This window comes from Stutzerimonas azotifigens DSM 17556, from assembly GCF_000425625.1.
In the GTDB taxonomy this organism is placed as follows: Bacteria; Pseudomonadota; Gammaproteobacteria; order Pseudomonadales; family Pseudomonadaceae; genus Stutzerimonas; species Stutzerimonas azotifigens.
The window spans coordinates 17,610-44,303 of record NZ_AUDU01000056.1 but is presented as its reverse complement, the minus strand read 5'-3'; the positions used below and the strand labels follow the sequence as shown (position 1 = coordinate 44,303).

At 69.2% G+C, this 26,694-nt stretch carries 29 protein-coding genes and 1 tRNA gene; 22 read left to right on the top strand and 8 right to left on the bottom strand.

The window, feature by feature from the left end; genetic code table 11:
- Positions 1-3: 3 nt before the first annotated feature.
- The 5 genes from lolA (at position 4) to cysG (ending at position 5,183) form a co-directional block, all read left to right on the top strand.
- Positions 4-627, top strand: coding sequence for an outer membrane lipoprotein chaperone LolA (lolA, locus tag H610_RS0106125; protein WP_028238865.1), 624 nt, complete (start codon positions 4-6; stop codon positions 625-627).
- A gap of 66 nt (positions 628-693) precedes the next feature.
- Positions 694-2,019, top strand: coding sequence for a replication-associated recombination protein A (locus H610_RS0106120; protein ID WP_028238864.1), 1,326 nt, complete (start codon positions 694-696; stop codon positions 2,017-2,019).
- A complete protein-coding gene (gene crcB / locus H610_RS0106115; protein ID WP_028238863.1) occupies positions 2,016-2,390 on the top strand; it encodes a fluoride efflux transporter CrcB in 375 nt (124 codons plus the stop codon). The genes H610_RS0106120 and crcB overlap by 4 nt, the downstream gene beginning before the upstream one ends.
- A gap of 63 nt (positions 2,391-2,453) precedes the next feature.
- Positions 2,454-3,734, top strand: coding sequence for a serine--tRNA ligase (serS, locus tag H610_RS0106110; protein ID WP_028238862.1), 1,281 nt, complete (start codon positions 2,454-2,456; stop codon positions 3,732-3,734).
- A gap of 57 nt (positions 3,735-3,791) precedes the next feature.
- Positions 3,792-5,183, top strand: coding sequence for a siroheme synthase CysG (gene cysG, locus H610_RS0106105; protein ID WP_028238861.1), 1,392 nt, complete (start codon positions 3,792-3,794; stop codon positions 5,181-5,183).
- 2 nt (positions 5,184-5,185) lie between these two features.
- Here cysG and H610_RS0106100 read toward each other — a convergent pair whose 3' ends face one another.
- From H610_RS0106100 to H610_RS0106070, 7 genes are all read right to left on the bottom strand, one after another.
- Complete coding sequence (locus tag H610_RS0106100) at positions 5,186-6,187, bottom strand: glutathione S-transferase family protein (RefSeq protein WP_028238860.1); 1,002 nt, start codon at positions 6,185-6,187, stop codon at positions 5,186-5,188.
- Positions 6,188-6,258: 71 nt separating this feature from the next.
- Entirely contained in the window at positions 6,259-7,251 is a 993-nt protein-coding gene (locus H610_RS0106095; protein ID WP_152529050.1) for a glycosyl transferase family protein, read from the bottom strand.
- The gene (locus H610_RS0106090; RefSeq protein WP_028238858.1) at positions 7,248-7,583 is read right to left on the bottom strand and encodes a TusE/DsrC/DsvC family sulfur relay protein; all 336 of its coding nucleotides are present in this window, start codon (positions 7,581-7,583) and stop codon (positions 7,248-7,250) included. Before H610_RS0106090 ends, H610_RS0106095 begins: the two co-directional genes overlap by 4 nt.
- On the bottom strand, positions 7,580-7,879 hold the full coding sequence (tusB, locus tag H610_RS0106085; RefSeq protein ID WP_028238857.1) for a sulfurtransferase complex subunit TusB: 300 nt from the start codon (positions 7,877-7,879) through the stop codon (positions 7,580-7,582). The genes H610_RS0106090 and tusB overlap by 4 nt, the downstream gene beginning before the upstream one ends.
- The gene (gene tusC, locus H610_RS0106080; protein ID WP_028238856.1) at positions 7,879-8,238 is read right to left on the bottom strand and encodes a sulfurtransferase complex subunit TusC; all 360 of its coding nucleotides are present in this window, start codon (positions 8,236-8,238) and stop codon (positions 7,879-7,881) included. The genes tusB and tusC overlap by 1 nt, the downstream gene beginning before the upstream one ends.
- On the bottom strand, positions 8,238-8,630 hold the full coding sequence (gene tusD / locus H610_RS0106075; RefSeq protein WP_028238855.1) for a sulfurtransferase complex subunit TusD: 393 nt from the start codon (positions 8,628-8,630) through the stop codon (positions 8,238-8,240). Before tusD ends, tusC begins: the two co-directional genes overlap by 1 nt.
- A gap of 78 nt (positions 8,631-8,708) precedes the next feature.
- Complete coding sequence (locus H610_RS0106070; protein ID WP_028238854.1) at positions 8,709-9,377, bottom strand: Bax inhibitor-1/YccA family protein; 669 nt, start codon at positions 9,375-9,377, stop codon at positions 8,709-8,711.
- A gap of 126 nt (positions 9,378-9,503) precedes the next feature.
- Between H610_RS0106070 and H610_RS0106065 the strand changes: the two genes are divergently transcribed.
- The 9 genes from H610_RS0106065 (at position 9,504) to H610_RS0106020 (ending at position 16,135) form a co-directional block, all read left to right on the top strand.
- Positions 9,504-9,593 (top strand) — tRNA-Ser (locus tag H610_RS0106065).
- Positions 9,594-9,762: 169 nt separating this feature from the next.
- Positions 9,763-10,788, top strand: a complete 1,026-nt coding sequence (locus H610_RS0106060; protein WP_028238853.1) for an NAD(P)H-dependent glycerol-3-phosphate dehydrogenase — start codon at positions 9,763-9,765, stop codon at positions 10,786-10,788.
- 20 nt (positions 10,789-10,808) lie between these two features.
- A complete protein-coding gene (locus H610_RS0106055) occupies positions 10,809-11,150 on the top strand; it encodes a DUF4389 domain-containing protein (RefSeq protein WP_028238852.1) in 342 nt (113 codons plus the stop codon).
- A complete protein-coding gene (sixA, locus tag H610_RS0106050; protein ID WP_028238851.1) occupies positions 11,147-11,608 on the top strand; it encodes a phosphohistidine phosphatase SixA in 462 nt (153 codons plus the stop codon). The genes H610_RS0106055 and sixA overlap by 4 nt, the downstream gene beginning before the upstream one ends.
- A 44-nt stretch (positions 11,609-11,652) precedes the next feature.
- On the top strand, positions 11,653-12,099 hold the full coding sequence (locus H610_RS0106045; protein ID WP_028238850.1) for a hotdog fold thioesterase: 447 nt from the start codon (positions 11,653-11,655) through the stop codon (positions 12,097-12,099).
- A gap of 122 nt (positions 12,100-12,221) precedes the next feature.
- Positions 12,222-13,031 carry an alpha/beta fold hydrolase gene (locus H610_RS0106040; protein WP_028238849.1) on the top strand — a complete coding sequence of 270 codons (810 nt, stop codon included), beginning with the start codon at positions 12,222-12,224 and terminating at the stop codon, positions 13,029-13,031.
- A complete protein-coding gene (locus tag H610_RS23320; protein ID WP_051231528.1) occupies positions 13,028-13,903 on the top strand; it encodes an alpha/beta fold hydrolase in 876 nt (291 codons plus the stop codon). Before H610_RS0106040 ends, H610_RS23320 begins: the two co-directional genes overlap by 4 nt.
- A gap of 208 nt (positions 13,904-14,111) precedes the next feature.
- Positions 14,112-14,918 carry a DUF4892 domain-containing protein gene (locus tag H610_RS0106025; protein WP_028238848.1) on the top strand — a complete coding sequence of 269 codons (807 nt, stop codon included), beginning with the start codon at positions 14,112-14,114 and terminating at the stop codon, positions 14,916-14,918.
- A 107-nt stretch (positions 14,919-15,025) separates the two neighbouring features.
- Positions 15,026-16,135 carry an AI-2E family transporter gene (locus H610_RS0106020; protein WP_028238847.1) on the top strand — a complete coding sequence of 370 codons (1,110 nt, stop codon included), beginning with the start codon at positions 15,026-15,028 and terminating at the stop codon, positions 16,133-16,135.
- A 6-nt stretch (positions 16,136-16,141) separates the two neighbouring features.
- On the opposite strand, the gene H610_RS0106015 is transcribed toward H610_RS0106020, so the two are convergent.
- Positions 16,142-17,143 (bottom strand): patatin-like phospholipase family protein, encoded by a 1,002-nt coding sequence (locus H610_RS0106015; protein WP_028238846.1) that lies wholly within the window; start codon positions 17,141-17,143, stop codon positions 16,142-16,144.
- Positions 17,144-17,292: 149 nt separating this feature from the next.
- Between H610_RS0106015 and selD the strand changes: the two genes are divergently transcribed.
- The 8 genes from selD to H610_RS0105975 all read left to right on the top strand — a co-directional run bounded on the left by selD (position 17,293) and on the right by H610_RS0105975 (position 26,684).
- The gene (gene selD / locus H610_RS0106010) at positions 17,293-18,327 is read left to right on the top strand and encodes a selenide, water dikinase SelD (protein ID WP_028238845.1); all 1,035 of its coding nucleotides are present in this window, start codon (positions 17,293-17,295) and stop codon (positions 18,325-18,327) included.
- Complete coding sequence (gene mnmH, locus H610_RS0106005; RefSeq protein WP_028238844.1) at positions 18,327-19,439, top strand: tRNA 2-selenouridine(34) synthase MnmH; 1,113 nt, start codon at positions 18,327-18,329, stop codon at positions 19,437-19,439. Before selD ends, mnmH begins: the two co-directional genes overlap by 1 nt.
- Positions 19,440-19,453: 14 nt before the next feature.
- On the top strand, positions 19,454-19,732 hold the full coding sequence (locus tag H610_RS0106000) for a hypothetical protein (protein ID WP_028238843.1): 279 nt from the start codon (positions 19,454-19,456) through the stop codon (positions 19,730-19,732).
- Positions 19,733-19,965: 233 nt separating this feature from the next.
- A complete protein-coding gene (locus H610_RS0105995; protein WP_028238842.1) occupies positions 19,966-20,568 on the top strand; it encodes a flavin reductase family protein in 603 nt (200 codons plus the stop codon).
- A gap of 126 nt (positions 20,569-20,694) precedes the next feature.
- A complete protein-coding gene (locus H610_RS0105990) occupies positions 20,695-22,659 on the top strand; it encodes a methyl-accepting chemotaxis protein (RefSeq protein WP_028238841.1) in 1,965 nt (654 codons plus the stop codon).
- Between the two features lie 127 nt (positions 22,660-22,786).
- Entirely contained in the window at positions 22,787-23,704 is a 918-nt protein-coding gene (locus H610_RS0105985; protein WP_028238840.1) for an AAA family ATPase, read from the top strand.
- Entirely contained in the window at positions 23,701-24,684 is a 984-nt protein-coding gene (locus H610_RS0105980; protein WP_028238839.1) for a DUF58 domain-containing protein, read from the top strand. Before H610_RS0105985 ends, H610_RS0105980 begins: the two co-directional genes overlap by 4 nt.
- Positions 24,681-26,684, top strand: a complete 2,004-nt coding sequence (locus tag H610_RS0105975) for a transglutaminase TgpA family protein (RefSeq protein WP_028238838.1) — start codon at positions 24,681-24,683, stop codon at positions 26,682-26,684. The genes H610_RS0105980 and H610_RS0105975 overlap by 4 nt, the downstream gene beginning before the upstream one ends.
- Positions 26,685-26,694: the final 10 nt, after the last annotated feature.

Sequence of the window (26,694 nt, the reverse complement as noted above, 5' to 3'; positions counted from 1 at the left end):
TCGATGCGATTGATCCGATTCCTGTCCGCCTGCTTCCTGGCGCTGGCGTGGCTTCCCGTCCAGGCGCAGGACGCGTCCGCCGCGCGCCTGACGCAGCTGCTGCAGCAGGCCGACACGCTGACCGCCCGCTTTTCCCAGCTGTCGCTGGACGCCAGCGGGACCCAGCTGCAGGAAACGGCCGGCGAGATCGCACTCAAGCGTCCGGGCCAGTTCCGCTGGCATACCGACGAGCCGATGGAGCAGCTGCTGGTGTCCGACGGCAAGAAGGTCTGGCTCTACGATCCGGACCTCGAACAGGTCACCATCCAGACCCTGGACCAGCGCCTGACCCATACGCCGGCGCTGCTGCTGTCGGGCGACGTGTCGCAGATCAGCGAGAACTTCGCGATCAGCCACAAGGAGTCCAGCGGGGTCGTCGATTTCACCCTGCAGCCCAAGGGCAACGACACCCTGTTCGACAGCCTGCGCCTGTCGTTTCGCAACGGCGTCATCAACGACATGCAACTGATCGACAGCGTCGGCCAGCGCACCAACATCCTGTTCAACAGCGTGAAGATGAACGAGCCTCTGGCCGCGGGACTCTTCACCTTCGAGATTCCGGAAGGCGCGGACGTCATCGCCGAATAACGCCGTCGGCCTTGGTACGCGTGCCCGTCATACCGGGCGCGCGCCCGAAACCGTTCCGAGGCATCCATGGACCTGTTCAACCAGAACCCCGTCTCCCAGCCGCTGGCCGCCAGGCTCAGGCCTTCCAGCCTGGACGAGTACGTCGGCCAGGAGCACCTGCTCGCCCGCGGCAAACCGCTGCGCGAGGCGCTGGAGCAGGGCGCGCTGCACTCGATGATCTTCTGGGGCCCGCCCGGGGTCGGCAAGACCACCCTGGCGCGCCTGCTCGCGAAGGTCTCGGATGCGCACTTCGAAACGGTCTCGGCGGTGCTCGCCGGGGTCAAGGAGATCCGCCAGGCCGTCGAGATCGCCCGCCAGCAGGCGGCCCAGTACGGGCGCCGCACGCTGCTGTTCGTCGATGAGGTGCACCGTTTCAACAAGTCGCAGCAGGATGCCTTCCTGCCCTTCGTCGAGGACGGCACGCTGATCTTCGTCGGCGCGACCACCGAGAACCCGTCCTTCGAGCTGAACAACGCGCTGCTGTCGCGCGCCCGGGTCTACGTGCTCAAGGCCCTGGACGAGGCGGCGCTGCGCCGGCTGGTCGAGCGCGCGCTCACCGATCCCAGGGGCCTGGGCGGTCTGCACCTGAGCGTCTCGGAGGACGGCTACCGGACGCTGCTCGCCGCCGCCGACGGTGACGGGCGCCGCCTGCTGAACCTGCTGGAAAACGCCTCCGACCTGGCCGAGCCGGGCGGGACCATCACCGCCGAATCGCTGCAGAACCTGCTGGGCGACAGCCGCCGGCGCTTCGACAAGGGCGGCGAGGCCTTCTACGACCAGATCTCGGCGCTGCACAAGTCGGTCCGCGGCTCGAGCCCGGACGGCGCGCTCTACTGGTATGCGCGCATGCTCGATGGCGGCTGCGACCCGCTGTACATCGCCCGCCGGGTCGTGCGCATGGCCAGCGAGGACATCGGCAATGCCGACCCTCGGGCGCTGGACCTCTGCCTCTCGGCCTGGGACGTGCAGGAACGGCTCGGCAGCCCGGAAGGCGAGCTGGCCGTCGCCCAGGCGATCGTCTACCTGGCCTGCGCGCCGAAGAGCAACGCGGTCTACACGGCGTTCAAGGCCGCCAAGCGCGACGCGGCGGAACATGGCTCGCTGGAAGTCCCGCTGCATCTGCGCAACGCCCCGACCAAGCTGATGAAGAACCTCGGCTATGGCGAGGAGTACCGCTACGCGCACGACGAGCCGGATGCCTATGCCGCCGGCGAGGACTATTTTCCCGAGGAACTGGAGCCCCGCCAGTACTACCAGCCGGTGCCGCGTGGGCTGGAGCTGAAGATCGGCGACAAGCTGCGCCACCTGCAGGCGCTCGACCGGCAGAGCCTGCGCCAGAGGAGGCGGACATGATCAAGGTGATCGCCGCGGTGGCGCTCGGCGGGGCGACCGGGTCGGTGTTGCGCTACCTGACCTCGGCCTGGGTGGTGGCGCACTGGCCCCGGCAGTTCTTCCTCGCCACGCTCGCCGTCAACATCGTCGGCTGCCTGCTCATCGGCTATCTGTCCGGCCTGTTCCTGACGCGCACGGAGCTGCCGGTCGAATTGCGGCTGGGGCTGATGGCGGGTTTTCTCGGCGGCCTGACCACCTTTTCCTCGTTCAGCCTGGAAGTCCTGCGCCTGCTGGAGAACGGGCAGGTCGGCACCGCGCTGGGCTACCTGTTCGTCAGCCTGGCCGGCGGTTTATTCGCCGCCTGGGCCGGTTTATCCTTCGCACGACTTTGACTACCGACCATGCGGCCGGCGCACACCGGCCCCGATCATTCCGCTTCGGCCTAGAGAGAACACATGCTCGATTCGAAACTGGTACGCACGCAGCTGCAGGAAGTGGCCGCTCGCCTGGCCACCCGTGGCTATCAACTGGATGTGGCGCGCATCGAGGCGCTGGAGAGCCAGCGCAAGTCGGTGCAGACCCGCACCGAGCAGCTGCAGGCCGAGCGAAACGCGCGTTCGAAGTCGATCGGGCAGGCCAAGCAGCGCGGCGAGGACATCGCGCCGCTGCTGGCCGACGTCGATCGCATGGGTGGTGAACTGGAGGAAGGCAAGCGCGAGCTCGACGCGATCCAGGGCGAACTCGATGCCCTGATGCTGAGCCTGCCGAACCTGCCGCACGAGTCGGTTCCGGTCGGCGCCGACGAGGACGGCAACGTCGAGATCCGCCGCTGGGGCGAGCCGCGCCGCTTCGATTTCGAGGTGCGCGACCACGTGGCGCTCGGCGAGCGCAACGGCTGGTTGGACTTCGAGACGGCGGCCAAGCTCTCCGGCGCGCGCTTCGCATTGATGCGCGGACCCATCGCCCGGCTGCACCGCGCGCTGGCGCAGTTCATGCTCGACCTGCACACCCGCGAGCACGGCTACGAGGAGGCCTACACCCCGTACCTGGTGCAGGCGCCGGCCCTGCAGGGCACCGGCCAGCTGCCGAAGTTCGAGGAGGACCTGTTCAAGATCGCCCGCGAGAAGGAGGCCGACCTCTACCTGATTCCGACCGCCGAGGTGTCGCTGACCAACATCGTCGCCGGCGAGATTCTCGAGGCCAGGCAACTGCCGCTGAAGTTCGTCGCCCATACGCCGTGCTTCCGCAGCGAGGCGGGCGCCTCGGGGCGCGATACCCGCGGCATGATCCGCCAGCACCAGTTCGACAAGGTGGAGATGGTGCAGATCGTCGAGCCCTCGAGCTCCTTCGAAGCCCTGGAAAGCCTGACCGCCAACGCCGAGCGCGTGCTGCAGCTGCTGGAGCTGCCGTACCGGGTGCTGGCGCTGTGCACCGGCGACATGGGCTTCGGCGCCACCAAGACCTACGACCTGGAAGTCTGGGTGCCGAGCCAGGACAAGTACCGCGAGATTTCTTCCTGCTCCAACTGCGGCGATTTCCAGGCGCGCCGCATGCAGGCGCGCTACCGCAACCCGGAGACCGGCAAGCCGGAGCTGGTGCACACGCTCAACGGCTCCGGCCTGGCGGTCGGGCGGACGCTGGTCGCGGTGCTGGAGAACTACCAGCAGGCCGACGGCAGCATCCGTGTTCCGAGCGTGCTGCAGCCCTACATGGGCGGCATCGAAACCATCGGCTGACAGCCGTCGCCGACCGAGCCCGCCCACCGAGGCGGGCATCATTTCGCGGGGTCGCTTATGGACTACTTGCCCTTGTTCCACGACCTGCGGGGTCGTTCGGTCCTCATTGTCGGCGGCGGCGACGTGGCCCTGCGCAAGGCCCGCCTGCTGTGCCAGGCCGGCGCCCGCCCGCGGGTGGTCGCGCCGGTCATCGACCCCGAGCTGCGCGCCCTGGTCGAGCAGGCGCAGGGGCAGTGCCGGGAGGGCGCCTATGAGCCCGACGACCTCGACGAGGCCGTCCTGGCCATCGCCGCCACCGACGAGGAAAGCGTCAACGCGGCGGTGTCGCACGACGCCCGCCAGCGGACCATTCCGGTCAACGTGGTGGATGCGCCGGCGCTGTGCAGCGTGATCTTCCCGGCCATCGTCGACCGTTCGCCGCTGGTGGTGGCGGTGTCCAGCGGCGGCGATGCGCCGGTCCTGGCGCGGCTGGTGCGGGCCCGCCTGGAAAGCTGGCTGCCGGCTGCCTATGGCGAACTGGCGGGGCTGGCTCGAAGCTTCCGCCAGCGGGTCAAGGACGCCTTCGCCAGCGTGCAGCAGCGCCGGGTTTTCTGGGAGGAGGTGTTCCAGGGGCCGATCGCCGAGCGGGTGTTCGCCGGGCAGCGGGAGGAGGCCGAGCGCCTGCTCGAGGAGAAGCTGGCCGGCGCACGACCCAAGCCGCTCGGCGAGGTCTACCTGGTGGGCGCCGGCCCGGGCGATCCGGACCTGCTTACCTTCCGCGCGCTGCGGCTGATGCAGCAGGCCGACGTAGTGCTGTACGACCGGCTGGTCGCGCCGCCGATTCTCGAGCTGTGCCGGCGCGACGCCGACCGCCTCTACGTCGGCAAGAAGCGCGCCGAGCATGCGCTGCCGCAGGACCAGATCAACCGCCAACTGGTCGATCTGGCGAAACAGGGCAAGCGGGTGCTGCGCCTCAAGGGTGGCGATCCCTTCATCTTCGGCCGCGGCGGCGAGGAGATCGAAGAACTGGCCGCGCACGGCATCCCGTTCCAGGTGGTGCCCGGGATCACCGCCGCCAGCGGCTGCGCAGCCTATGCCGGCATCCCGCTGACGCATCGCGATCATGCCCAGTCGGTGCGCTTCGTCACCGGCCACCTGAAGGACGGTTCCTGCGACCTGCCCTGGGTCGATCTGGTGGCCCCGGGGCAGACGCTGGTGTTCTACATGGGCCTGGTCGGCCTGCCGGTGATCTGCCGCGAGCTGGTCGCCCATGGCCGCGCGGCGACCACGCCGGCGGCGCTGGTGCAGCAGGGCACCACGCGCAACCAGCGGGTGTTCACCGGGACGCTGGCGGACCTGCCCACCCTGGTCGCGGAGCACGACGTGCAGGCGCCGACCCTGCTGATCGTCGGCGACGTGGTGTCGCTGCGCGACAGGCTCGCCTGGTTCGAGGGCGCGGGGGACGCCTGAGCTCAGGGCCGGGTGCGGATGCCGCGACCGGGCAGGCGCTCGCGATCGTGGGGGCGTCCGAGCCGCAGATCCGGGCCCTTGGGGATCAGCCCGTTGGCGTTGATGTGACGGTGGCTCGCGTAGTAGTGCCCTTTGATGTGGGTGAAATTCACCGTCGCCGCCACGCCGGGCCACTGGTAGAGCTCGCGCAGCCAGTTGGACAGGTTGTGGCAGTCCTCGATGCGCCGCAGGTTGCACTTGAAGTGGCTGTAGTAGACGGCGTCGAAGCGGATCAGCGAGGTGAACAGGCGCCAGTCGGCCTCGGTCAGGAATTCCCCGGCGAGGTAGCGGCGCTCGTCGAGCAGTGCCTCGAGCACGTCCAGTTCAGTGAACAGGGCGTCGAACGCCGCCTCATAGGCTTCCTGCCGGGTGGCGAAGCCGGCGCGGTAGACGCCGTTGTTCACCGCCGCGTAGATGCGCTCGTTGAGCCGGTCGATCTCGGGCAGCAGGTCCGGCGGGCAGAGGTCCAGGCGCGAGCCGGTGAGGCCGTCGAACGCGCCGTTGAACATGCGGATGATCTCGGCCGATTCGTTGCTGACGATGCGATTGCGCTCGCGGTCCCAGAGCACAGGCACGGTCACCCGCCCGGTGTAGTGCGGATCGTCGCGGGTGTAGCGCTGGTGGAGGTAGTCCAGGCCGTCCAGCGCGTCGCCGGTCGAGCCCTTGCTGGTGTCGAAGGTCCAGCCGTTCTCGGCCATCAGCCAGCCGACCACCGACACGTCGATTAGCGGCTGCAGGCCCTTCAGCTCCCGGTAGATGAGGGTGCGGTGCGCCCAGGGGCAGGCGAGGGAGACGTAGAGGTGGTAGCGGCCCGGCTCGGCCGGGAAGCCCGCCTGCCCCTGCGGGCCGGGCCCGCCGTCGGCGGTCACCCAGTCGCGTCGTTTCGCGTTCTCGCGCTGGAAGTTGCCGTCCTGGCTGTTTTCGTACCAGCGGTCCTGCCATTGGCCGTCGATGAGCAAGCCCATATCGCCTCCTACAGTCTTTGCAGATCAGAGGCGCCAGGGCGGAGACGGTTCACCGCAAGGCCGAAAGACGATCATGCCGTCCGGCCGGGCCGCTCCTGCCAATAGCGCTGCGCCTCGCCGAACGCTTCTTCTCGGCCGCGTCCGAGGCCCCGGAGGGCCAGCGCGATGGTCGAGAGCACGGCCAGTTCGCCGTACTCGTCGTGCTGCCGGCCCTGCCAGATGCCGAGCAGCGTCTGCGGGTCGAGCGTTTCCGGCTTGACGTGACGATGCGACGACAGCGCCGGCCAGTCCTCGTCCCAGTCCTCGCCGCCGTGGGTTCCGTAGAGATGCGAGACGGCATCGGGGTTGATCTCGATCTCGCCGCCCTCGCCCTTGATCACCACCGCGGTATCGCCGAGCAGCCGGCTGGCTTCGCGATGCACCGCCTGGTAGCCGGGATGGAAGATGCTCTGCAACCCGCAACGCGCCGACAGCGGGTTGAGCACCCGGGCGAGCGAATGGATTGGCGAGCGCAGGCCGAGCAGGTTGCGCATGTCGATCATCCGCTGCAGCTGCGGCATCCAGGCCTGCAGCGGGATGAAGGCCAGGTTGTGTTCGTCCAGCGCACGGGCCACCGCGGGCCAGTCGCGGCAGGTCGGGATGCCGAGCAGATCCAGGTGCTGTTCGGTGTAGATCCGCCCGGCGGTGTGGGCGCCGCCGCCGTGCAGCAGGATGCGCACGCCCTGCGCGGCCAGGCACCTGGCGGCGAGCAGGTACCAGGGCAGGTGGCGCTTCTTGCCGGCATAGCTCGGCCAGTCGAGGTCGACCGGGATGCCCGGCGCCTGCAGCCGCTCGCGCACCGCTTCGGTGAAGCCGGCGAGTTCCTCGGCGCTTTCCTCCTTGTGCCGCAGCAGCATCAGGAAGGCGCCGAGCTGGGCATCCTCGACCTTTTCATCAAGCAGCATGCCCATGGCCGCCCGGGCTTCCTCGCGGGTCAGCCCGCGGGCGCCGCGTTTGCCCTTGCCGAGGGTGCGCACGAACATCGCGAACGGGTGTTCCTCGGGTGTCGTCAGGTTCAGCGTCATAGGCAGTTACTCGGTTTAGGCAGGCCGGCCAGTTTCGCCGCGAGCTTGGCCGGCGTGCCCTTGAACAGGCGGTTGAGATGCAGGCTGTTGCCCTTGTCCGGGCCGAGCTGCTGGGCCGTGTAGCGAATCAGCGGGCGCGTCGCTGGAGACAGCTGGAACTCGGCGTAGAAGCGCCGGAGCAGGTGCAGGACCTCCCAGTGCTCGGCTTCCAGCACCAGGCCTTCGCGCTCGGCCAGTACGCAGGCCACGGCCTCGGACCAGTCGGAGAGTTCCACCAGGAAGCCTTCTTCATCCACCGGCACGGTGCGGCCGTCGACATGCAGTTCGCTCATAGCCAACTGTTCACCCGGTCGAACTCGCCGGCCAGTTCGACGAAGCGAGGATAGTCGATCAGTTCGACGTCGTCGCCTGCCGACAGCGCGCGGGCGCGCACGTCTTCCTCTAGGGCGTAGAGCCGGGCGCCGGCGGGACGCGTGCGAAGCGCGGCGTGGGGGGCGCTGCCCGGCTGCAGTGCATAGACCGCGTCGCCCGAGAGCAGCAGACCGTCGCGCACGCTCATCAGCACCAGGCAGCTGTCCAGGCGTGAGTCGGCGAAGGGCGAATGGCTGAGTACGTGGAGTGTGGCCATCAGAGCGTGATCACCTCGTCGAAACGGTCGAGCAGGGCCGTCAGCTCGGCGTCGTCCAGCAGCCGGACCGGCAGCCCCAGGGCGTCCTCGGCCAGGCCGCGCTCGCGTAGGCTGCGCCCTGCGGCATAGAGCTCCTCGACACCGAACAGCTGCAGCGCCTGCAGGTTCGCCGTCAGGTCCTTCTGCTGCACGGCCGCCGGTTGCTGCGCGGCGGCCAGCTGGAACACCCCGTCATCGAGAAAGAGCATGGCCATTGGCAGGTCGAAGGCGCCGCCGGCCAGCACGATATCCAGCGCCTCGCGCGCGGCCAGGCCGCTCCAGGGCGCCTGCCTGGCGATGAGCAGCAGCGAGCGCGCCATCACGGGCCTCCGAAGCAGACCAGCCGGTCGGATTGCTGCACGGCCTCGTGCAACTGCCCCAGCCCGGACAAGGCCCAGCCGCTGGCGACGTTCGCCGCGGGGCGCGCATAACGCCGCGCTTCCTGCCCGTCGAGCACGCCCCGGCGCAGCGCGGCGGCGATGCAGACCACGCCGTCGAGCCCGTGGGCGGTGATGAAGTCCTGCCACTGCCGGGCCAGGTCGGGCTCGTCCTGCGGCGTCACCAGGTTCGCTGAGGCGCCGTGCACGCCTTCCTGGTAGAAGAAGATCCGTACGATTTCATGCCCGCCGGCCAGCGCCGCCTCGGCGAAGCGAAGCGCCCGGCGCGAAGCCGGCGAGGTGGGGGCGGAGAAGAGGGCGAGGGTGAATTTCATGGTCGCCATGATACGCCAGTCGCATGAAAAAGCCCGCCGACCTGGACGGTGGGCGGGCTTCGCGGCGCGCAGCGAGGATCAGTCGTCGCTGCCGAAGATGCCGAGCAGTTGCAGCAGGCTCAGGAACAGGTTGTAGATGGATACATACAGGGCGATGGTCGCCATGATGTAGTTGCGCTCGCCGCCATGGATGATCGCGCTGGTCTGGAACAGGATGCACACCGAGGAGAACAGCACGAAGCCGGCACTGATCGCCAGCTGCAGCCCCGGCACCTGGAAGAAGAAGCTGATCAGCATCGCCCCCAGCAGCACGAAGAATCCGGCGGTGATGAAGCCGCCGAGGAAGCTCATGTCCTTGCGGGTGGTCAGCACGTAGGCGGATAGCCCGAAGAACACCAGGGCAGTCATGGCCAGCGCGGAGGTCACCAGTTCGCCGCCGTTCGCCATCCCCAGGTAGAGGTTGAGGATCGGCCCGAGCGTGTAGCCCATGAAGCCGGTGAGGGCGAAGGTGGAAACCAGGCCCCAGACCGAGTTGCGCAGCTTGGCGGTAAGGAAGAACAGGCCGTAGAAGCCGATCAACACCACGAAGATGTTCGGATACGCCGCGTTGGCCTGCATGGCTAGGTAGGCGACCAGGGCGCTGAAGGCCAGCGTCATGCCGAGCAGCCCGTAGGTGTTGCGCAGCACCCGGCTGACTTCCCTCTGCCCCGTTTGAGCATGACTCAGTGCATATTCATGTTCGTGCATGGACAAACTCTCCTTCTCGAAACGAAGCCAGGATGACTTTCCGCGATCATAACAGAGGCCCCTGGCGTAGCCAGTCGCAGTGTTTGACAGTGTGTTTCGATCCGGTAGTATGCCGGCCGCATGTGCGGAGGTGTGGCCGAGTGGTTGAAGGCAGCGGTCTTGAAAACCGCCGAAGGGGAAACTCTTCCGTGAGTTCGAATCTCACCGCCTCCGCCATATCTCTGACTGAAAGCCCCGTATTCCGGGGCTTTCAGCGTTTCTGAGGGTCGGAAATGCGGGTGCGCGTGGTCCCGGTATGGTCCCAAGGAGGGACGCGCGAGCGCTGGCCGGGGCGGGCATGGAACGTATAATGCCGCTCATTGCCAGTAGGCCAGACGGATATTCCATGACTCGACAGCAACCCATCGCAGTGCTTGGCGGCGGCAGTTTCGGTACCGCCATCGCCAATCTCCTGGTCGAGAACGGCCATGGCGCGCGGCTCTGGATGCGTGATCCGGCGCAGGCGCAGGCCATTCGGACGGAGCGGCAGAACCCGCGCTATCTGAAGGGCGTGACCGTGCTGGACGGCGTCGAGCCGGTGACCGACCTGGCCGCCACGGTCGAGGCCTGCGAGCTGATCTTCGTCGCCTTGCCCTCCAGCGCGCTGCGCAGCGCCCTGCAGCCGGTCGCCGGCCTGCTCGCCGGCAAGCAGCTGGTAAGCACCACCAAGGGGATCGAGGCCGAGGGCTTCAAGCTGATGAGCGAGATTCTCGCCGAGATCGCCCCCCAGGCCCGCATCGGCGTGCTGTCGGGGCCAAACCTGGCGCGCGAGGTGGCCGAACACGCGCTCACCGCGACCGTCATCGCCAGCCCCGACGAGGCGCTGTGCCGCAATGTGCAGGCGGTGCTGCACGGGCGGACCTTCCGCGTCTACGCCAGCCAGGATCGCTTCGGCGTCGAGCTCGGCGGCGCCCTGAAGAACGTCTACGCGATCATGGCCGGCATGGGCGCGGCGCTCGGCATGGGGGAAAACACCAAGAGCATGCTGATCACCCGCGCGCTGGCCGAAATGACCCGCTTCGCCGTCAAGCTCGGCGCCAACCCGATGACCTTTCTCGGTCTGGCCGGTGTCGGAGACCTCATCGTCACCTGCACGTCGCCCAAGAGCCGCAACTTCCAGGTCGGTTACGCGCTGGGCGAGGGGCTGACGCTCGAGCAGGCGGTGTCGCGCCTTGGCGAAGTCGCCGAAGGGGTGAATACGCTGAAGGTGCTCAAGGGCAAGGCCGAGCAGGAGCAGGTCTACATGCCGCTGGTCGCGGGTCTGCATGCCGTGCTGTTCGAGGGGCGTACCCTCGAACAGGTCATCGAGATGCTGATGCGCGGCGAGCCGAAGACCGACGTCGATTTCATTTCCGCAGACGGATTCGCCTGATTCTTCGCTGGAGAAAAGCCATGAAAGATGCCCGCCACACCGACCGCGAAGCCCTGGCGTTCAGGGTGCTCTGGACGCTCGTGTTCTTCTTCGTCTGGCAACTGGCCGAGATCGTCCTGCTGGCCGTGGTGGTGCTGCAGCTGATATCGCGGCTGGTCAACGGCCAGCCGAGCGATGCCCTGCAGCGCTTCGGCGACAGCCTGAGCCAGTACGTGGCGCAGATCGGCCGCTATGCCACCTACAACACCGATCGCAAGCCCTGGCCGATGTCCGACTGGCCAACCCCGCGTCCGGCCGACCTCGAGGTGCTCGACGTGGTGGTCGAGCCCGCGCCGCGGAGGGAGGAGGGCAACATCCCGTGAAGCTCTGGTTGCTGCGTCATGGACAGGCGGAGCCGCGCGCACGCAGCGACGCCGAGCGCAATCTGACCGATATCGGCCGCCTCGAGGCGCGGCGGTCGGCCGTTCACCTGCAGGGCTGTGCACTGGACGTGGTGCTGGCCAGCCCTTATGTCCGCGCCCAGCAGACGGCCGAGGAAGCATGCCGGGCGATCGGCTATGAGGGTGCCTTCGAGACGGTGCCCTGGGTTCGTCCCGAATCGGACCTGCGCGAAGCCATGCTCTACCTCGATCGGCGCCCGGAGCAGAACCTGCTGATCGTCACCCACCAGCCCTTCGTCGGCCTGCTCGGCGGCTGGCTGGTGCACGGACATCGGGACAACCCGCTGCCCATGGCCACCGGCAGTCTGGCCGAACTGGAAGGCGAGGCCTGCGCCGCGGGGCTCATGCACCTGGTGGCGCTGCGTCATCCGGGCCGGTAGCGGCACCCGCGGCCACGAACAACAACAACGAAAGGAGAGACCCCTTGGCCATCTGGCAACGTCAACCCGAGCTGGCACAGCTCAACGACAACCTCAGGAACACCATCGGCGAAGTGCTGGACATTCGCTTCGAGCAGGTCGACGACGATTCGCTCGCCGCGAGCATGCCGGTCGATTCGCGGACCCATCAGCCCTACGGCCTGTTGCACGGCGGCGCCTCGGTGGTGCTCGCCGAGACCGTCGGCTCCACCGCCAGCTACCTGTGCATCGATACCGCGCGGTACTACTGCGTCGGCCTGGAGGTCAACGCCAACCACCTGCGTGGCCTGCGCAGCGGGCGCGTCACCGCGGTGTGCCGTCCGGTGCACCTTGGCCGTTCCACCCACGTCTGGGACATCCGCCTGTGCGGCGAGGACGGCAAGCCGAGCTGCATCTCGCGACTGACGGTGGCTATCGTGCCGCTGGGCGAGAACGCGCCACGCCGCCCGTGAGGGCACTGGCAGGCCTGACGCCGCAATTGGCCGGTGTGCCCGTCATCCGGCGGGCCATGCCGATTGCCGCGCGACGACGGCCTGCCCGACAATGGCCGTCCCTGCGCGCGCTGTCCCAACCCATGTCCCAGACTCTTTTCTTCGCTCACGCCAACGGTTTCCCGTCGGGCACCTATCGAAAGCTGTTCGAGGCGCTGGCGCCCGACTTCCGGATCGAGTGCCTCGACCGGCACGGCCACGACCCTCGCTTTCCGGTGGAGGACAACTGGCAGCGGCTGGTCGACGAACTCATCCATCACCTGGCAGGGCGCGCCGAGCCGGTCATCGGCGTCGGCCATTCGCTCGGCGGCGTGCTGCACTACCACGCCGCCCTGCGCCGCCCGGAGCTGTACCGCGGGGTGGTGATGCTCGACTCGCCGGTGGTCACCTGGGCTGACCAGACGCTGGTGTGGCTGGCCAAGCGCCTCGGCTTCATCGACCGGCTGACTCCGGCCGGGCGCACCGAAGGCCGCCGCGAGTGCTTTCCGGATCTGGCCCGCGCGCGCGATTACTTCGCCGGCAAGACGCTGTTCCGCAGCTTCGATCCCGATTGCCTGGAGGCCTACCTCGAACATGGGCTGGCACCCGATGGCGAACAGCTGCGCTTGCGCTTTGAGCCGGAGATCGAGATGCGCATCTACCGCAGCTTTCCCCACCGCACGCCCGGCTGGCCCATCGCGATGAAGGTCCCGCTGGCCCTGGTGCGCGGCCGCCGGAGCCGGGTGATCCTGCCGCACCATGGCTGGCTGGTGCGCCTGATGCCGGCCGGCCAGGCGCTGGAGATGTCGGGCGGGCACATGTTCCCGCTTGAGCGCCCGCAACAGACCGCAGAAATGATCCGCCAGCTGTGCCTGCGCTGGACGGACGCGCCGCTGGACGAGGAGTACGCATGAGCATGGCCGTCGAAGAGGTTCGCCTGGAACTGCCACACATCGAACTGGCCGCTCACCTGTACGGCCCGGAAGACGGCCAGCCGGTAATTGCGCTGCACGGCTGGCTGGACAATGCCGCAACCTTCAGTCGCCTGGCGCCGCGGCTGCCGGGGCTGCGCATCGTCGCCCTCGACCTGCCGGGGCACGGCCACTCGGACCACCGTCCGGCAGGGGCCGGCTACAACATTTGGGATTACGCCTTCGACGTGTTGCAGACGGCCGAGCAGTTCGGCTGGCAGCGTTTTTCGCTGCTCGGTCATTCGATGGGGGCGATCGTCTCGGTGATTCTGGCCGGCGCCCTGCCGGAGCGCATCGAGCGGCTGGCGCTGATCGACGGCGTCATTCCCTACACCGGCGAGGCTGAGGACGCGCCGGAGAAGCTCGGCGAGGCGCTGCAGGCGCAACTCAAGGTGGACGACAAGCGCAAGCCGGTCTACGCGACCTTCGAGCAGGCGGTACAGGCCCGCATGAGGGGCGTCGGCGCGGTCAGCCACGAGGCGGCGGAGCGGCTGGCACAGCGCGGACTGATGCCGGTGCCCGGCGGCTTCACCTGGCGCACCGACGCGCGCCTGATGCTGCCCTCGGCCCTGCGCCTGTCGCGTGCTCACGCCCAGGCGTTCGTTTCGCGTGTGCAGTGCCCCGCCGCGCTGGTGCTGGCTGAGCAGGGGCTGTTGGTGAACCGGCCGGCGACGCTCGAACTGATCGAGGCCGTGCCGTTCGAGATTCACCGCGTGCCCGGCGGACACCACCTGCATCTGGACGACGAGGCGGGCGCCGCGGCCGTCGCCGAGCGCCTGGCCGGGTTTCTGCATTCCGCGCGGCACGCCTCCTGAAACGAAGCGAAAGAACTGGCGACTTGACCGCAACCGGCCCAGCCACGACGCTGTCGCTCCGGACAGCAGAAGGGTAGCCAATGACCGACTTCCATACCGTCGCCGCACCGAACGGCCGCAAGGCCACGACCGCGCAGATGCGGGCCGCCGGCCCGGATCGTTCGGCGCAGCAGGCCGGGCAGCCGGCGCCGATCCGTTGAGGCGGCCCGTGCGCCTGTCCTGGCGGTTGCTGCCGCTCCTGTGCCTGGTCGCCCATAGCTGGGCGGCGGACTTCCCGGGCAGCGCCGATCTGGACGAACTGCCACGGTTCCCCCAGGCGGAAATCACTGACTATCGCCAGGAGCATGTGGCCGAGCGCCTGTACCCGCAGGATTCGCTGCGGCGCATCGGCGGCCAGCTGCGCATGGACCAGCAGGTGACGGCGGACGGCATGCTGACCGCCATCACCTACCGTCTGCCTGACCACCACAGCGGCCTGGACGCCTTCACCGCGGCACGCGAGCATCTGCTGGCCGAAGGTGCGGAGCTGCTGTACTGGTGCGAGGGGCGCGACTGCGGTTCGAGCAGCCTGTGGGCCAATTCGATCTTCGGCAAGTCGACCCTCTACGGCCCCGAGGGCAACCAGGCCTATCTGCTGGCGCGCCTGGCCGAGCCCCCCGAGCGGCTGGTGGCGCTGTACGCCATCACCCGCGGCAACGGCCGGCCCTACCTGCAGGTCGAGCGCCTCGAGCCGGGCGCAGCGCTGGGCGAGCTGCTGCCGACCGCCGGTACGCTGCTGCGCCAACTGCGCGAGGCCGGCGAGCTGCAGCTGCCACGGCTGCCGGCCGAGCCTTTGGCCGACTGGAGCGCCTTGCTGGCGCGTACCCTGCGGATGGACAGCGCGCTGCGCGTTACTCTGTCCGGGGAAGGGGCCGAGGCCTGGCGCGACGCTCTGGTCGCCGAAGGCGTGCGGGCGCTGCGCATCGAAGTCGACCCCTCCAGCGAACCGGGCCTGGTGGTTCGCCGCCTGCGCTGAATCACGATGACGAGGCTTGGCGCTCGCCAAGCCTTTCCGCGCCCTGCTAGGCTCGCCAGCTGTAGCGAAGGGCCATGCCTTCGTGCTCTTCACGGACCGCTTGCAAGATGCTGAACAACGACCGTCTGCTGGTGCAGATACTGCTTCTGGCGCTGCTCGGCGCCTCGCTCTGGGTGCTCGCGCCTTTCGCTTCCGCCCTGTTCTGGGCCGCGGTGCTGGCCTTCGCCAGCTGGCCGCTCATGCGTCTGCTGACCCGTGTGCTGAAAGGCAACGTCACCCTGGCGGCGGGACTGCTAACCCTCGGCTGGATGGTGCTGGTGGCGGTGCCGCTGGTCTGGCTGGGGTTCAACATCGCCGACCAGATCCGCGCCGCCAATGCCTTGCTGCGCGACCTGCAAGTGGAGGGACTGCCGCCGCCACCGACCTGGCTGGACAACATTCCGCTGGTGGGCGGCCGCCTGGTCGATTTCTGGGAGACGGTGGACGAGCAGGGCACCGCGCTGTTCGCCAGCATCCGTCCGTACATCGGCGAGGTGGGAAACTGGCTGCTGGTGCGCAGCGCGCGGGTCGGCGGCGGCATGCTGGAGCTGGCGCTGAGCCTGGTGCTGGTGTTCTTCTTCTACCGCGACGGCCCACGCCTGGCCGCCTTCGTCCACAGCCTGCTGCACCGGCTGATCGACGAGCGTGCCGACCACTACCTGGAGCTGGTGGCCGCGACCGTCCAGCGCGTGGTCAACGGTGTGATCGGCACGGCCGCCGCCCAGGGCCTGCTGGCCCTGATCGGCTTTCTCATCGCCGGGGTGCCGGGGGCGCTGGTGCTGGGCCTGCTGACCTTCGTGCTGAGCCTAATCCCGATGGGCCCGCCGCTGGTCTGGGTGCCGGCCACCGCCTGGCTGTTCTGGCAGGGAGAATACGGCTACGCGGTGTTCCTCGGCATCTGGGGCATGTTCATCATCAGCGGCGTCGACAACGTGCTCAAGCCCTACCTGATCAGCCGCGGCGGCAACCTGCCACTGGTGGTGGTGCTGCTCGGGGTGTTCGGCGGCATCCTGGCGTTCGGTTTCATGGGCCTGTTCCTCGGGCCGACGCTGCTCGCCGTCGCCTACAGCCTGCTCAGCGACTGGGTGGTGGAGGAGGTGCCGGAAGCGCCGAGCGTGGAAAACCCGCTGGCGCTCAACGGCGCTTCGCCGGACGCCACCGACAAGCAGGCTGGCTGAGCGGCGCTACAGCTGCGCCTCGTAGTGGTCGAGGGCGTCGCGGGCGATGATGCGGCCGAGCAGGATCAGCTCCTCGGCCTTGTAGAACTCGAAGAAGCGGCAGGCGCGCCTGGGCACGTTGATCAGCACGTCCGGTGGGTAGCCGGCGATCTTGTACTGCGCCAGCGAGGTCTGCATCACCTCGAAGCTGTGGTTGACCAGCTCCAGCAGCGATGCCGGGCCGGCGACATCCACCACGTGCGAGCCTTCCGCGGATTTCGGTGAGGAGGGGGTGGGTTCGGGGGCCGCTGGCGGCTGCTCGCTCAGCGGCGCCTCGTCGACCACCGTGGCATCGGCCAGCAGCTCCAGGCCCGTGTCGCGCTTCCAGAACGGCAGGCGAGCGCTGAGCGTGTCGACCATCAGGTCGAAGCGGCCCTTGGCGGCCGGCGGACGCTCGATCACCGGGAGCGGATAGCGCTTGTGGTTGGTCGCGTTGAGGTTGACCGCCACGATCATGTCGCAATGGCTCGACACCACCGGGACGATCGGCAGCGGGTTGAGCAGGCCGCCGTCGACCAGCATCCGGTTGCCCTGTATGACCGGCGTGAACAGGCTGGGGATCGCCGCCGAGGCGCGCATGGCCTGGTGCAGGCTGCCTTCCTGGAACCACACTTCCTGCTGGTTGGTGAGGTCGGTGGCCACGGCGGTAAAGGGGATCGGCAGGTCCTCGATGGCGATGTCGCCGACGATCTCGCGGATGCGTCCGAACACCTTGTCGCCGCGTATGGCGCCGAGACTGAAGCTCAGGTCCAGCAGGCGCAGCAGGTCCAGGTAGTCGAGGCTCTCGATCCACTCGCGGTACAGCGCGAGCTTGCCGGCCGCATGGATGCCGCCGATCACCGCGCCCATGGAACAGCCGGCGATGCAGCCGATCTGGTAGCCGCGCGACTCCAGCTCCTCGATCGCGCCGATGTGCGCATAGCCGCGGGCGCCCCCCGATCCCAGTACCAGTGCAACCTTCTTGCCCACGGTCACCTCCCTTGATCCGAACCGGTCCTAAGCTTCCCCCGTCATGCTGCGTACGACAAGGGGCGCGTGCCCCATGCCGGATCGCGATCGCTCGGTCGCCGCGCTTTGCTACAATCCGCCGCCCAGTTTTGCATGCAACCGGAGGTCCCGTGAGCGACGCGATCCGCCTGACCCAGTACAGCCATGGCGCCGGCTGTGGCTGCAAGATTTCTCCCAAGGTGCTGGACGTGATCCTAGCGGGCAGCGGCGCCCAGAACCTGGACCCGCGGCTCTGGGTAGGCAACGCCTCGCGCGACGATGCGGCGGTGTACGGCATCGACGACACGCGCGGCGTGGTCTCGACCACCGATTTCTTCATGCCGATCGTCGACGATCCGTTCGATTTCGGCCGGATCGCCGCGACCAATGCCATCAGCGACATCTACGCCATGGGCGGCGACCCGCTGATGGCCATCGCCATCCTCGGCTGGCCGGTGAACCTGCTGCCGCCGGAAGTTGCTCGTGAGGTCGTGGCCGGCGGCCGTGCGGCCTGCGAGGCGGCCGGCATCCCGCTGGCCGGCGGCCATTCGATCGACGCCCCGGAGCCGATCTTCGGCCTCGCGGTCACCGGGCTGGTGGAAAAGGCGCGCATGAAGCGCAACGACACGGCGACCGCCGGTTGCCGGCTCTACCTGACCAAGCCGCTGGGCATCGGCATCCTCACCACGGCCGAGAAGAAGGCGCTGCTGCGCGCCGAGGACGTCGGCCTGGCGCGCGACTGGATGTGTACGCTGAACCGCCCCGGCAGCCGCTTCGGCCGCCTCGATGGCGTGCGCGCGATGACCGACGTGACCGGCTTCGGCCTGCTCGGCCACCTGGTCGAGATGGCCGACGGCAGCGGGCTGACGGCCCATCTGGAGGTGGCCCGGGTGCCGCGCCTGCCGGGCGTCGAGCATTACCTGGAGCAGGGCTGCGTGCCCGGCGGGACCGGGCGCAACTTCGAGAGCTACGGCCATCGTATCGGCCCGCTGGACGAGCGCCAGCGCGCGTTGCTGTGCGACCCGCAGACCAGCGGTGGCCTGCTGGTGGCCGTAGCCCCGGAAGGCGAAGCCGAGTTCCAGGCGGCGTGCGCCGAACAGGGCCTGGTGCTCGAAGCCATCGGCCATCTGGCCGAGGCGGGCGAGCACGCGGTCGAGGTGCATTGATGCGCGTGGACACCGATGACTACCGGCGGATCTTCCTCGAGGGCCTGCCGTTGATGGACGCGCGGGCACCGGTGGAATTCACCAAAGGCGCCTTTCCCGGCACGGTGAACCTGCCGCTGATGACCGACATCGAGCGGCAGAAGGTCGGCACCTGCTACAAGCAGCACGGCCAGCAGGCGGCGCTCGAGCTCGGCCACCGCCTGGTGTCGGGTGCGGTCAAGGCCGAGCGCATTCGCGCCTGGGCGGAGTTCGCCAGGGCCCATCCGAACGGTTACCTATACTGTTTCCGCGGCGGCCTGCGCTCGCAGATCGTGCAGCAATGGCTGCGCGAGGAGGCCGGCATCGAGTATCCGCGCGTGGTGGGCGGCTACAAGGCGATGCGCACCTTCCTGCTGGATACCCTCGAGCAGGCGGCGCAGCAGTGCCGTTTCGTGCTGGTGGGCGGGCTCACCGGCACAGGCAAGACCGAGGTGCTGGCGCGCTTGCCCAACAGCGTCGACCTCGAGGGGCTGGCCAACCACCGCGGCTCCAGCTTCGGCAAGCGTGCCACGCCGCAGCCGGAACAGATCGACTTCGAGAACGCGCTCGCCATTCGTCTGCTGAAGCTGCAGGCCGCCGGCATGCGGGGTTACGTCATGGAGGACGAGGCGCGGCTGATCGGACGCTGCTCGGTCCCGCTGCCGTTGCACCAGGGCATGCAGCGCTACCCGCTGGTTTGGCTGGAAGACAGCTTCGAGGGCCGCGTGGAGCGCATCCTGCGCGACTACGTGATCGACCTCTGCGCGGAGTTCGTCGCCGAGCAGGGCGAGGCCGGTTTCGAGGCCTTCGCCGAGCGCTTGCGGCAGAGCCTGGTCAATATCCGCAAGCGCCTCGGCGGCGAGCGTCACCAGCGCCTGTCGGTGCTGCTCGAGCAAGCGCTCGTCGAACAGGCCCGCAGCGGCGACGTGAGCCTGCACCGCGGCTGGATCGAAGGCCTGCTGGCCGAGTACTACGACCCGATGTACGCCTACCAGCGTGAAAGCAAGGCCGAGCGGATCCTGTTCGCGGGTGAGCAGCAGGCCGTTGTCGAATTCCTGAGCCAGGACGGCGAAGCGTCCGGCCATCATCGTTGAAGCGAGGACATCCCATGAGACTGTTGATCGCACTGCCCCTGTTGGTGATCGCGCTGAGCGGCTGCGCCGGAAAGACGGCCTATCGCGACAGCTGCGCCTCAGAGCTTGAAGCCGCCTGGCGCGAGCAGAGCCTGGCCGAGGCGGAAGGCTTCGCCGGCACCGTCAGCTATTCGAAGGCCATGGCGCTGCTGGCCGGGGCCAAGACCCAGCAGCAGTTCGAGGGCTTCCGCGGCTGTGTGCAGAAGGCCGAGAAGGCGCGCTTCTACTTGCGAGAATCCCGCGCCGGGCGCTGATCATCCGGGCGGCCGGCACCCGGCTCGCGGCCCATCCGGCCGGGCCACCTTCTTCCGGGGGAGAAGGGAAAGCCGGTGCCGAATCTAGTAGGGTGGGCCGGGCGGCGTTCCGCGTAGAGTGGGCTTTAGCCCACCAGAGAGGCCACGGCTTTCAGCAGTTGGTGGGCTAAAGCCCACCCTGCGGCGCCGGCGCTGCCACCTGATCAACAGTTGCTCATCCGATGGAGTCGTTCATGCAGCTGGATTTCGGCGCACTCGCGCCCTTGGAAGCCTATCGCTGGCTCTCCGCCACGGTCACGCCACGGCCGATCGCCTGGGTTTCGACCCTGTCGGCCGAAGGCAACGCCAACCTCGCGCCGTTCAGCTTCTTCCAGGTGATCAGCGACGAGCCGCCGACACTGATGGTCAACATCGGCCAGCGCGACGGACAGCTCAAGGACAGCCTGCTGAACGCCCAGGCCACCGGCGAGCTGGTCGTCAACCTGGTCAGCATGATGCAGGCCGAGGCGATGAACGCGTCCGCCGAGGCACTGCCGCACCAGGTCAGCGAGTTCGCCCACTGCGGGATCGCCGAGGCGCCCTCGGTCCGGGTGCGTCCGCCGCGCGTCGCCGGCGCGCCGGTCGCCTTCGAGTGCCGGGTGGCGCAGATCCAGCCGTATCCGGCGACGCAGCCGAACTGCCACCTGGTGTTCGCCGAGGTGCTGCTGGCGCATATCGACGACGCCGTGCTGGATGCCCGCGGGCGCATCGACCCGGCCGCGCTGGACCTGGTCGGGCGCCTCGGCGGCAGCGCCTACTGCCGCACCACCGAGCTGTTCCGGATGCAGCGCCCCTGACGCCGGGCGCTCTGAAAGCGACCTCTTCTTAGCTAATCGTGCCAATCCGCCCCCTGCCGGCTTGTCGCCGGCGGGGTTGCGCTCCTATGTTCGGTAGCTCGCGGCTAGCGGGGACAGGGGGTAGTCATGAGGGCGTCACTGACGAGTCGGGTGGTCAGTTTGGGCACGGCCACCAAGCTGACGCTGGGGTTCTCCCTGGTGCTGGCGCTCACCGTGCTGGTGGCCGCCACCGGGTTGCTGGCGCTGCGCGAGGTCAATGCCGGCGCCGGCCTGCTGCAGCGCATGGGCAGCCTGAGCGACCAGGTGCTGCGCATGCGCAACAGCGAGCAGGCCTTCGCCCTGAGCGGCGACAAGCAGCATGCCGAGCACCTGGCCGAGCAGGCCGAGGCGATCGTGCAGGCCGGCCAGGCGCTCCAGGACGAGCTGGACGCGCGTACGGCGCAGGCGCTGGCCGAGGTGGAGCCGACGCTGGCCGAATACCGCGCGGCCTTCGATCGCTACGTGGAGCTGACCGACAACATGCAGCTGTCGCTGGATGCGGCCGACTGGCTGGTGGTCAGCGCCGCCAACAGCCTGGATCTGCTGCAGGAGGGGCTGGCCGAGGACGGCACCGACCTGCTCGGGAGCAGCCAGGGCCAGCAGGGGCAGGTCGAGGTGCGGCAGGCCGGGCAGGTGGGCAGGATCCACCAGTTGTTGCTGCAGGCGCTGGGCCAGGCCCGCCAGCGGCTGGAGGCGAGCCGGCGCGGCGATGAGGCGGCGCAGGAGAAGATCGCCCAGGCCGGCGAGGCCCAGGCGCTGGCGGCGGAGCTGCGCGATGCCCTGGAGGACCCCGGCTATGCGGCGGTGCTGGGCGAGGCGGTGGTCAACGTGGACTCGTTCAACGACCACCTCGAGAAGTATTCGGCCCACCTGCAGCAACAGAAGCAGGTCTATCGGCAACTGGTGAGCACGGCCGAGGCCATGCTCGGGCAGGTCGAGCGGGCGCAGGCGGCGCAGCGCACCGCCATGCGCGACGGCCAGCGCGCCAGCAGCGGCCTGATGCTGCTGGCCGCGGCGCTGGCGCTGCTGTTCGGCCTGTGCGCCGCGGTGATCATCAGCCTGCTCATCGTGCGCCCGCTCAAGCAGGTGATCGCCCAGGCCGAACGCATCGCCGCCGGCGACCTGAGCGTGCGCGTCGAGGTGGCGCGGCGCGACGAGGTCGGCCAACTGCTGACGGCCATGCAGGCCATGGCCGGCAACCTGCGCGAGATGGTCGGACGGCTGCAGGGCGGGGTGGAGCGAATTTCCGGCTCGGCGCAGGCGCTCTCCGGGGTCACCGAGCAGACCCGCCTGGGCGTCAACAACCAGAAGCTGGAGACCGACCAGGTGGCCACCGCGATGGGCGAGATGACCGCCACCGTGCACGAGGTCGCCCGCAATGCCGAAGTCGCCGCCGCCTCCACCCGCCAGGCCGAGGACCGCGTCGGCAACGGTAGCCAGGTGGTGCGCCAGACCCTGCAGCGCGTCGATCAGCTGGCCGCGGCGATGAACACCACCACGGCGAGCATCGAGCGCCTCAGCCAGGAGACCCAGCGTATCGATGCGGTGCTGGACGTGATCAAGAGCGTCGCCGAGCAGACCAACCTGCTGGCGCTCAATGCCGCCATCGAGGCGGCGCGCGCCGGCGAGGCCGGGCGTGGCTTCGCCGTGGTGGCCGACGAGGTGCGTGCGCTGGCCCGGCGTACCCAGCAGTCCACGGCGGAAATCGAGACGCTGATCGCCACCCTGCGCGAAGGCACGCGGCGGGCGGTGAGCGACATGCAGCAGAGCGCCAGCCTGGTGACCCACACGGTGGCCGACGCCAACCAGACCGAAGGCGCGCTGGCCGCCATCGCCGAGGCAGTGACGCGCATCTTCGAGATGAACCAGCAGATCGCCGCGGCCGCCGAGCAGCAGACGGCTGTGGCCGAGGAGATCAACCGCAGCGTCACTTCGATCCGCGACATCGCCGACCAGTCGGCGGCGGCCATGGACGAAACGGCGGCCTCGAGCATCCAGCTGGCGGAGCTGGGGCAGGAGCTGCGGGGCATGGCCGGGCAGTTCCGCCTCTAGCCGGCCGCCGCCCGAAACTTCCGGCAAAGGTCTTCGCGGTCACAGTTTCGTGAACTGGGGCACATGGCGCTTTGCCCGGGCCCGGGCAGCCCAGTAGCATCGGCCTCCTGCACGTAAGGAGTGAACGATGCGAAGCCAACTGGACGCCTGTCTCGATGCCGTCAATCAGGTACTGCTGGGCAAGGAAGGGCAGGTGCGCCTGGCCCTGACCTGCCTGCTGGCGCGCGGGCACCTGCTGATCGAAGACCTGCCCGGCATGGGCAAGACCACCCTGAGCCATGCTCTGGCGCGGGTGCTGGGGCTGAGCTTCCAGCGCATCCAGTTCACCTCCGACCTGCTGCCGGGCGACATCCTCGGCACCTCGGTGTTCGACCGGGACAGCGGGCAGTTCGTCTTCCACCCCGGGCCGATCTTCGCCGAGCTGATCCTCGCCGACGAGATCAACCGCGCCACGCCGAAGAGCCAGAGCGCGCTGCTCGAGGCGATGGAGGAGGGGCAGGTGACCATCGAGGGGGCGACGCGGCCGTTGCCGGATCCGTTCTTCGTCATCGCCACCCAGAACCCGGCGAACCAGGGCGGTACCTTCGCCCTGCCGGAATCCCAGCTGGACCGCTTCCTGATGCGCCTGTCGCTCGGCTATCCCGCGCGCGCCGCGGAGAAGGCGCTGCTCATGGGCCGCGCACGACGGGACATGCTGCCGCAGCTGGAGCCGCTGCTCGACCACGCCGCGCTCGCCGCGATCCAGGACGAGGTCGAGCGGGTGCGCGTCAGCGACGCGCTGGCCGACTACGTGCTGCGGCTGGTGGAAGCGACCCGGAGCCAGCCTCAGTTCGCCTGGGGCCTGTCGCCACGCGGCAGCCTGGCGCTGCTCGGTGCGGCCCGGGCCTGGGCCTATCTGGCCGAGCGCGACTACGTCATTCCGGAAGACGTGCAGGCGGTGCTGCCGGCGGTGGTCGGGCATCGCCTGCGCGAGCGCAGCGACCCCACCGAGCTGGGTGGCGGCACGCTCGTGCAATGGCTGCTGCGGGAGGTCCCTCCGCTTTGAGCGGCCGTGCCCCGAGCCGGTTGCAGCGCCTGCGCGATCGCTGGCTGGCCCGCCGCCTGCCCGCGGCCACCAGCGTGCAGCTGACGCAGCGCAGCATCTTCATCGTGCCGACCACGGTGGGGATGGCCTTTCTCGTGGCGCTGCTGCTGATGCTGCTGGCGGCCATCAACTACCGCAACAGCCTGGCCTATGCCATGACCTTCCTGCTCGCGTCGGTGTTCGCCGTCACCCTGCTGCACACCTGGCGCAACATGGCGGGCCTGCGGCTGCAGGCCGGACGCACCAGGCCGGTGTTCTGCGGCGAGCGCGCGCATCCCTGGGTGAGGCTGGAAAGCGGCGGCCGCACGCACCAGGCGGTCGCGCTGGGCTGGCCCGGGCAGACCTTCGAACTCGCCGACGTGCCCGCTCGCGGGGCCTGCGAGGTCGAACTGACCCTGTCCACGACGCGGCGCGGCTGGCTCCGGCCGCCACGCCTGCGCGTGGAAAGCCGTTTTCCGCTGGGACTGTTCGTCGCCTGGAGCTGGGTGGACCTGGACCTCGCCGTGCTGGTGTACCCGTGGCCGGTCGCCGATGAGCTGCCACTGCAGGACGGCAGCCGCGGCGACGAGGAGGGCCGGCACCTGCGCGGCGCCGGTGCCGACGACTATCAGGGGCTGAGCCCCTGGCAGCCGGGCGTCTCGCGCCGCCGCCTGCACTGGAAGGCCTATTCGCGCGGCCAGGGGCTGCTGGTGAAGGAGTTCGCCGCGGTGGCGGGGCGGGACCTGATGCTCGACTATGAAGCGCTGGGTGGCGACGCCGAAAGCCGGCTGTCGCGGCTCTGCCACTGGGTGCAGACGCTGACCGAGCAGCACACCGCCTTCGGCCTGCGCCTGCCCGGGCGGAACATCGCGCCGGCGCAGGGGCGCGATCACGCGGACGCCTGCCTGCGCGCCCTGGCGCTGCACGGTGTGGCCGAACGCCCGACGGCGGCGCGGCCATGACCGTCGCACTGCAGGGCATCCCGCGCAACACGCTGGTCTGGCTGCTGGTCGCGCAGGTGCTGGTGATCGTTCCGCACCTGACCCATCTGCCGCTGTGGATCGTCGCGCTCTGGCTCGGTTGCGTGGCCTGGCGCCTGCGCATCTTCCGCATGCAGGCGAACTACCCGCCGTCCTGGGTCAAGGCGGTGATCATTCTCGCCGCCGGCTCCGGCGTCTATCTCTCGCGCGGCGGGCTGGTCGGCCTGGATGCCGGCGTGGTGCTGCTGATCGCCGCCTTCATCCTGAAGCTGCTGGAAATGCGCACGCGGCGCGATGCCCTGGTGGTGATCTTCCTCGGCTTCTTCACCGTGGTGACCAGCTACCTGTTCGAGGACGGCCTGGTCGCCGGCACCTACAGCCTCCTGCCGGTGCTGGCGTTGCTGGCGGCGATGATCGGCCTGCAGCAGAGCCGCCTGTTCAGCCGGCCCTGGCCGGCGCTGCGGCTGGCCGGCAGCCTGCTGCTGCAGGCGCTGCCGCTGATGGTGGTGCTGTTCCTGTTCTTCCCGCGCCTGGCGCCGCTGTGGTCGGTACCGACCTCGGCGCCGCGGCAGACGGTGGGCCTTTCCGAGCAGATGGCGCCGGGCGACATCGTCGAACTGAGCCGCTCGGCGGAGCTGGCGTTCCGGGCCAGCTTCACCGGCCAGGTGCCGCCGCGCGACCGGCTCTACTGGCGCGCGGCGACCTTCGAGCGCTTCGACGGCCGGCGCTGGTCGCAATCGGTGGCCTCGCGCCTGCCGGTTGCGCCGCAGTGGTCGCCGGCGGGCGAGCCGGTGCACTACAGCGTGGTCATGGAGCCGAGCCGCCGCCCCTGGCTGTACACCCTCGACGTGCCGAACGTGACCGGGGCCGACGCGCAGCTGATGCCCGACTTCCACGTACAGCGGCCGACGCCGGTCGATGCGCCGCTGATGTACCGCGCCACCTCCTGGCCCGAGGCGTTGCGCCAGCCCACCGCCACCCCCGACACGCTGGCGCGGGCGCTGGAACTGCCCGAACGGGGCAACCCGCGCAGCCGCGCCTGGGCCCTGGAACTGCGCCGTGACAGCGTCGACAGCGAGGCCCTGGTGGCCGCGCTGCTGACGCACTTCAACCGCGAGCCCTACGGCTACACGCTGCGCCCGCCGCCGGTCGGCGACCAGATCGTCGACGACTTCCTGTTCGAGACCCGCCAGGGCTTCTGCATCCACTTCGCCGGCGCCATGACCTTCGTGCTGCGCGCCGCGGGGATTCCGGCGCGGATCGTCATCGGCTACCAGGGCGGCGAATTCAACCCGGCCGGCAACTACCTCACCGTGCGCCAGCTCGATGCGCACGCCTGGGTCGAGTACTGGGTCGCGGGGCGCGGTTGGGTCAGCGTCGACCCGACCTTCCAGGTCGCCCCGGAACGGATCGAGCTGGGGCTGGTCGAGGCGCTGCCGCAGGAGCGCGAGCTGTTCGACGAGACCTCCGAAGCGTTGCTGCGCTATCGCCACATCGGCTGGCTGAACGACCTGCGCCTGGGTTGGGAAAGCCTCAACTACGGCTGGCAGCGCTGGGTGCTCGGCTACCAGGACGAGGAGCAGGCGGGCCTGTTCCAGCGGCTGTTCGGCAGCACCGACTGGCGCATACCCGGGCTGGTGCTGGTCGGCGCCCTGGCGGTCGGCCTGGCGATCCTCGCGCTGCTGCTGCTCAAGCCGTGGCGCCGCGAGAAGGACGTGCAGCTGGCGCTGTACCAGTCCTTCGAGCAGGCGCTCGCGCGGCAAGGCGTGCGGCGGCAGCCCGGCGAGGGGCCGCAGGCGTTCGCGGCACGTGCGGCACGGCGCCTGCCCGAGCATGCCGACGGAATCCTGGCGTTCGCCCGCTGCTACGAGGCGGCCCGCTATGCCGACGCGCCGGTGAGCGCGCGCGAGCTGGCGGCCAGCGTCAAGCGACTGCGCCGCGAACTGCCCTGGCGCAAGGGGCGCTCCACGCTCGCCGAATGACGCGGCCGAT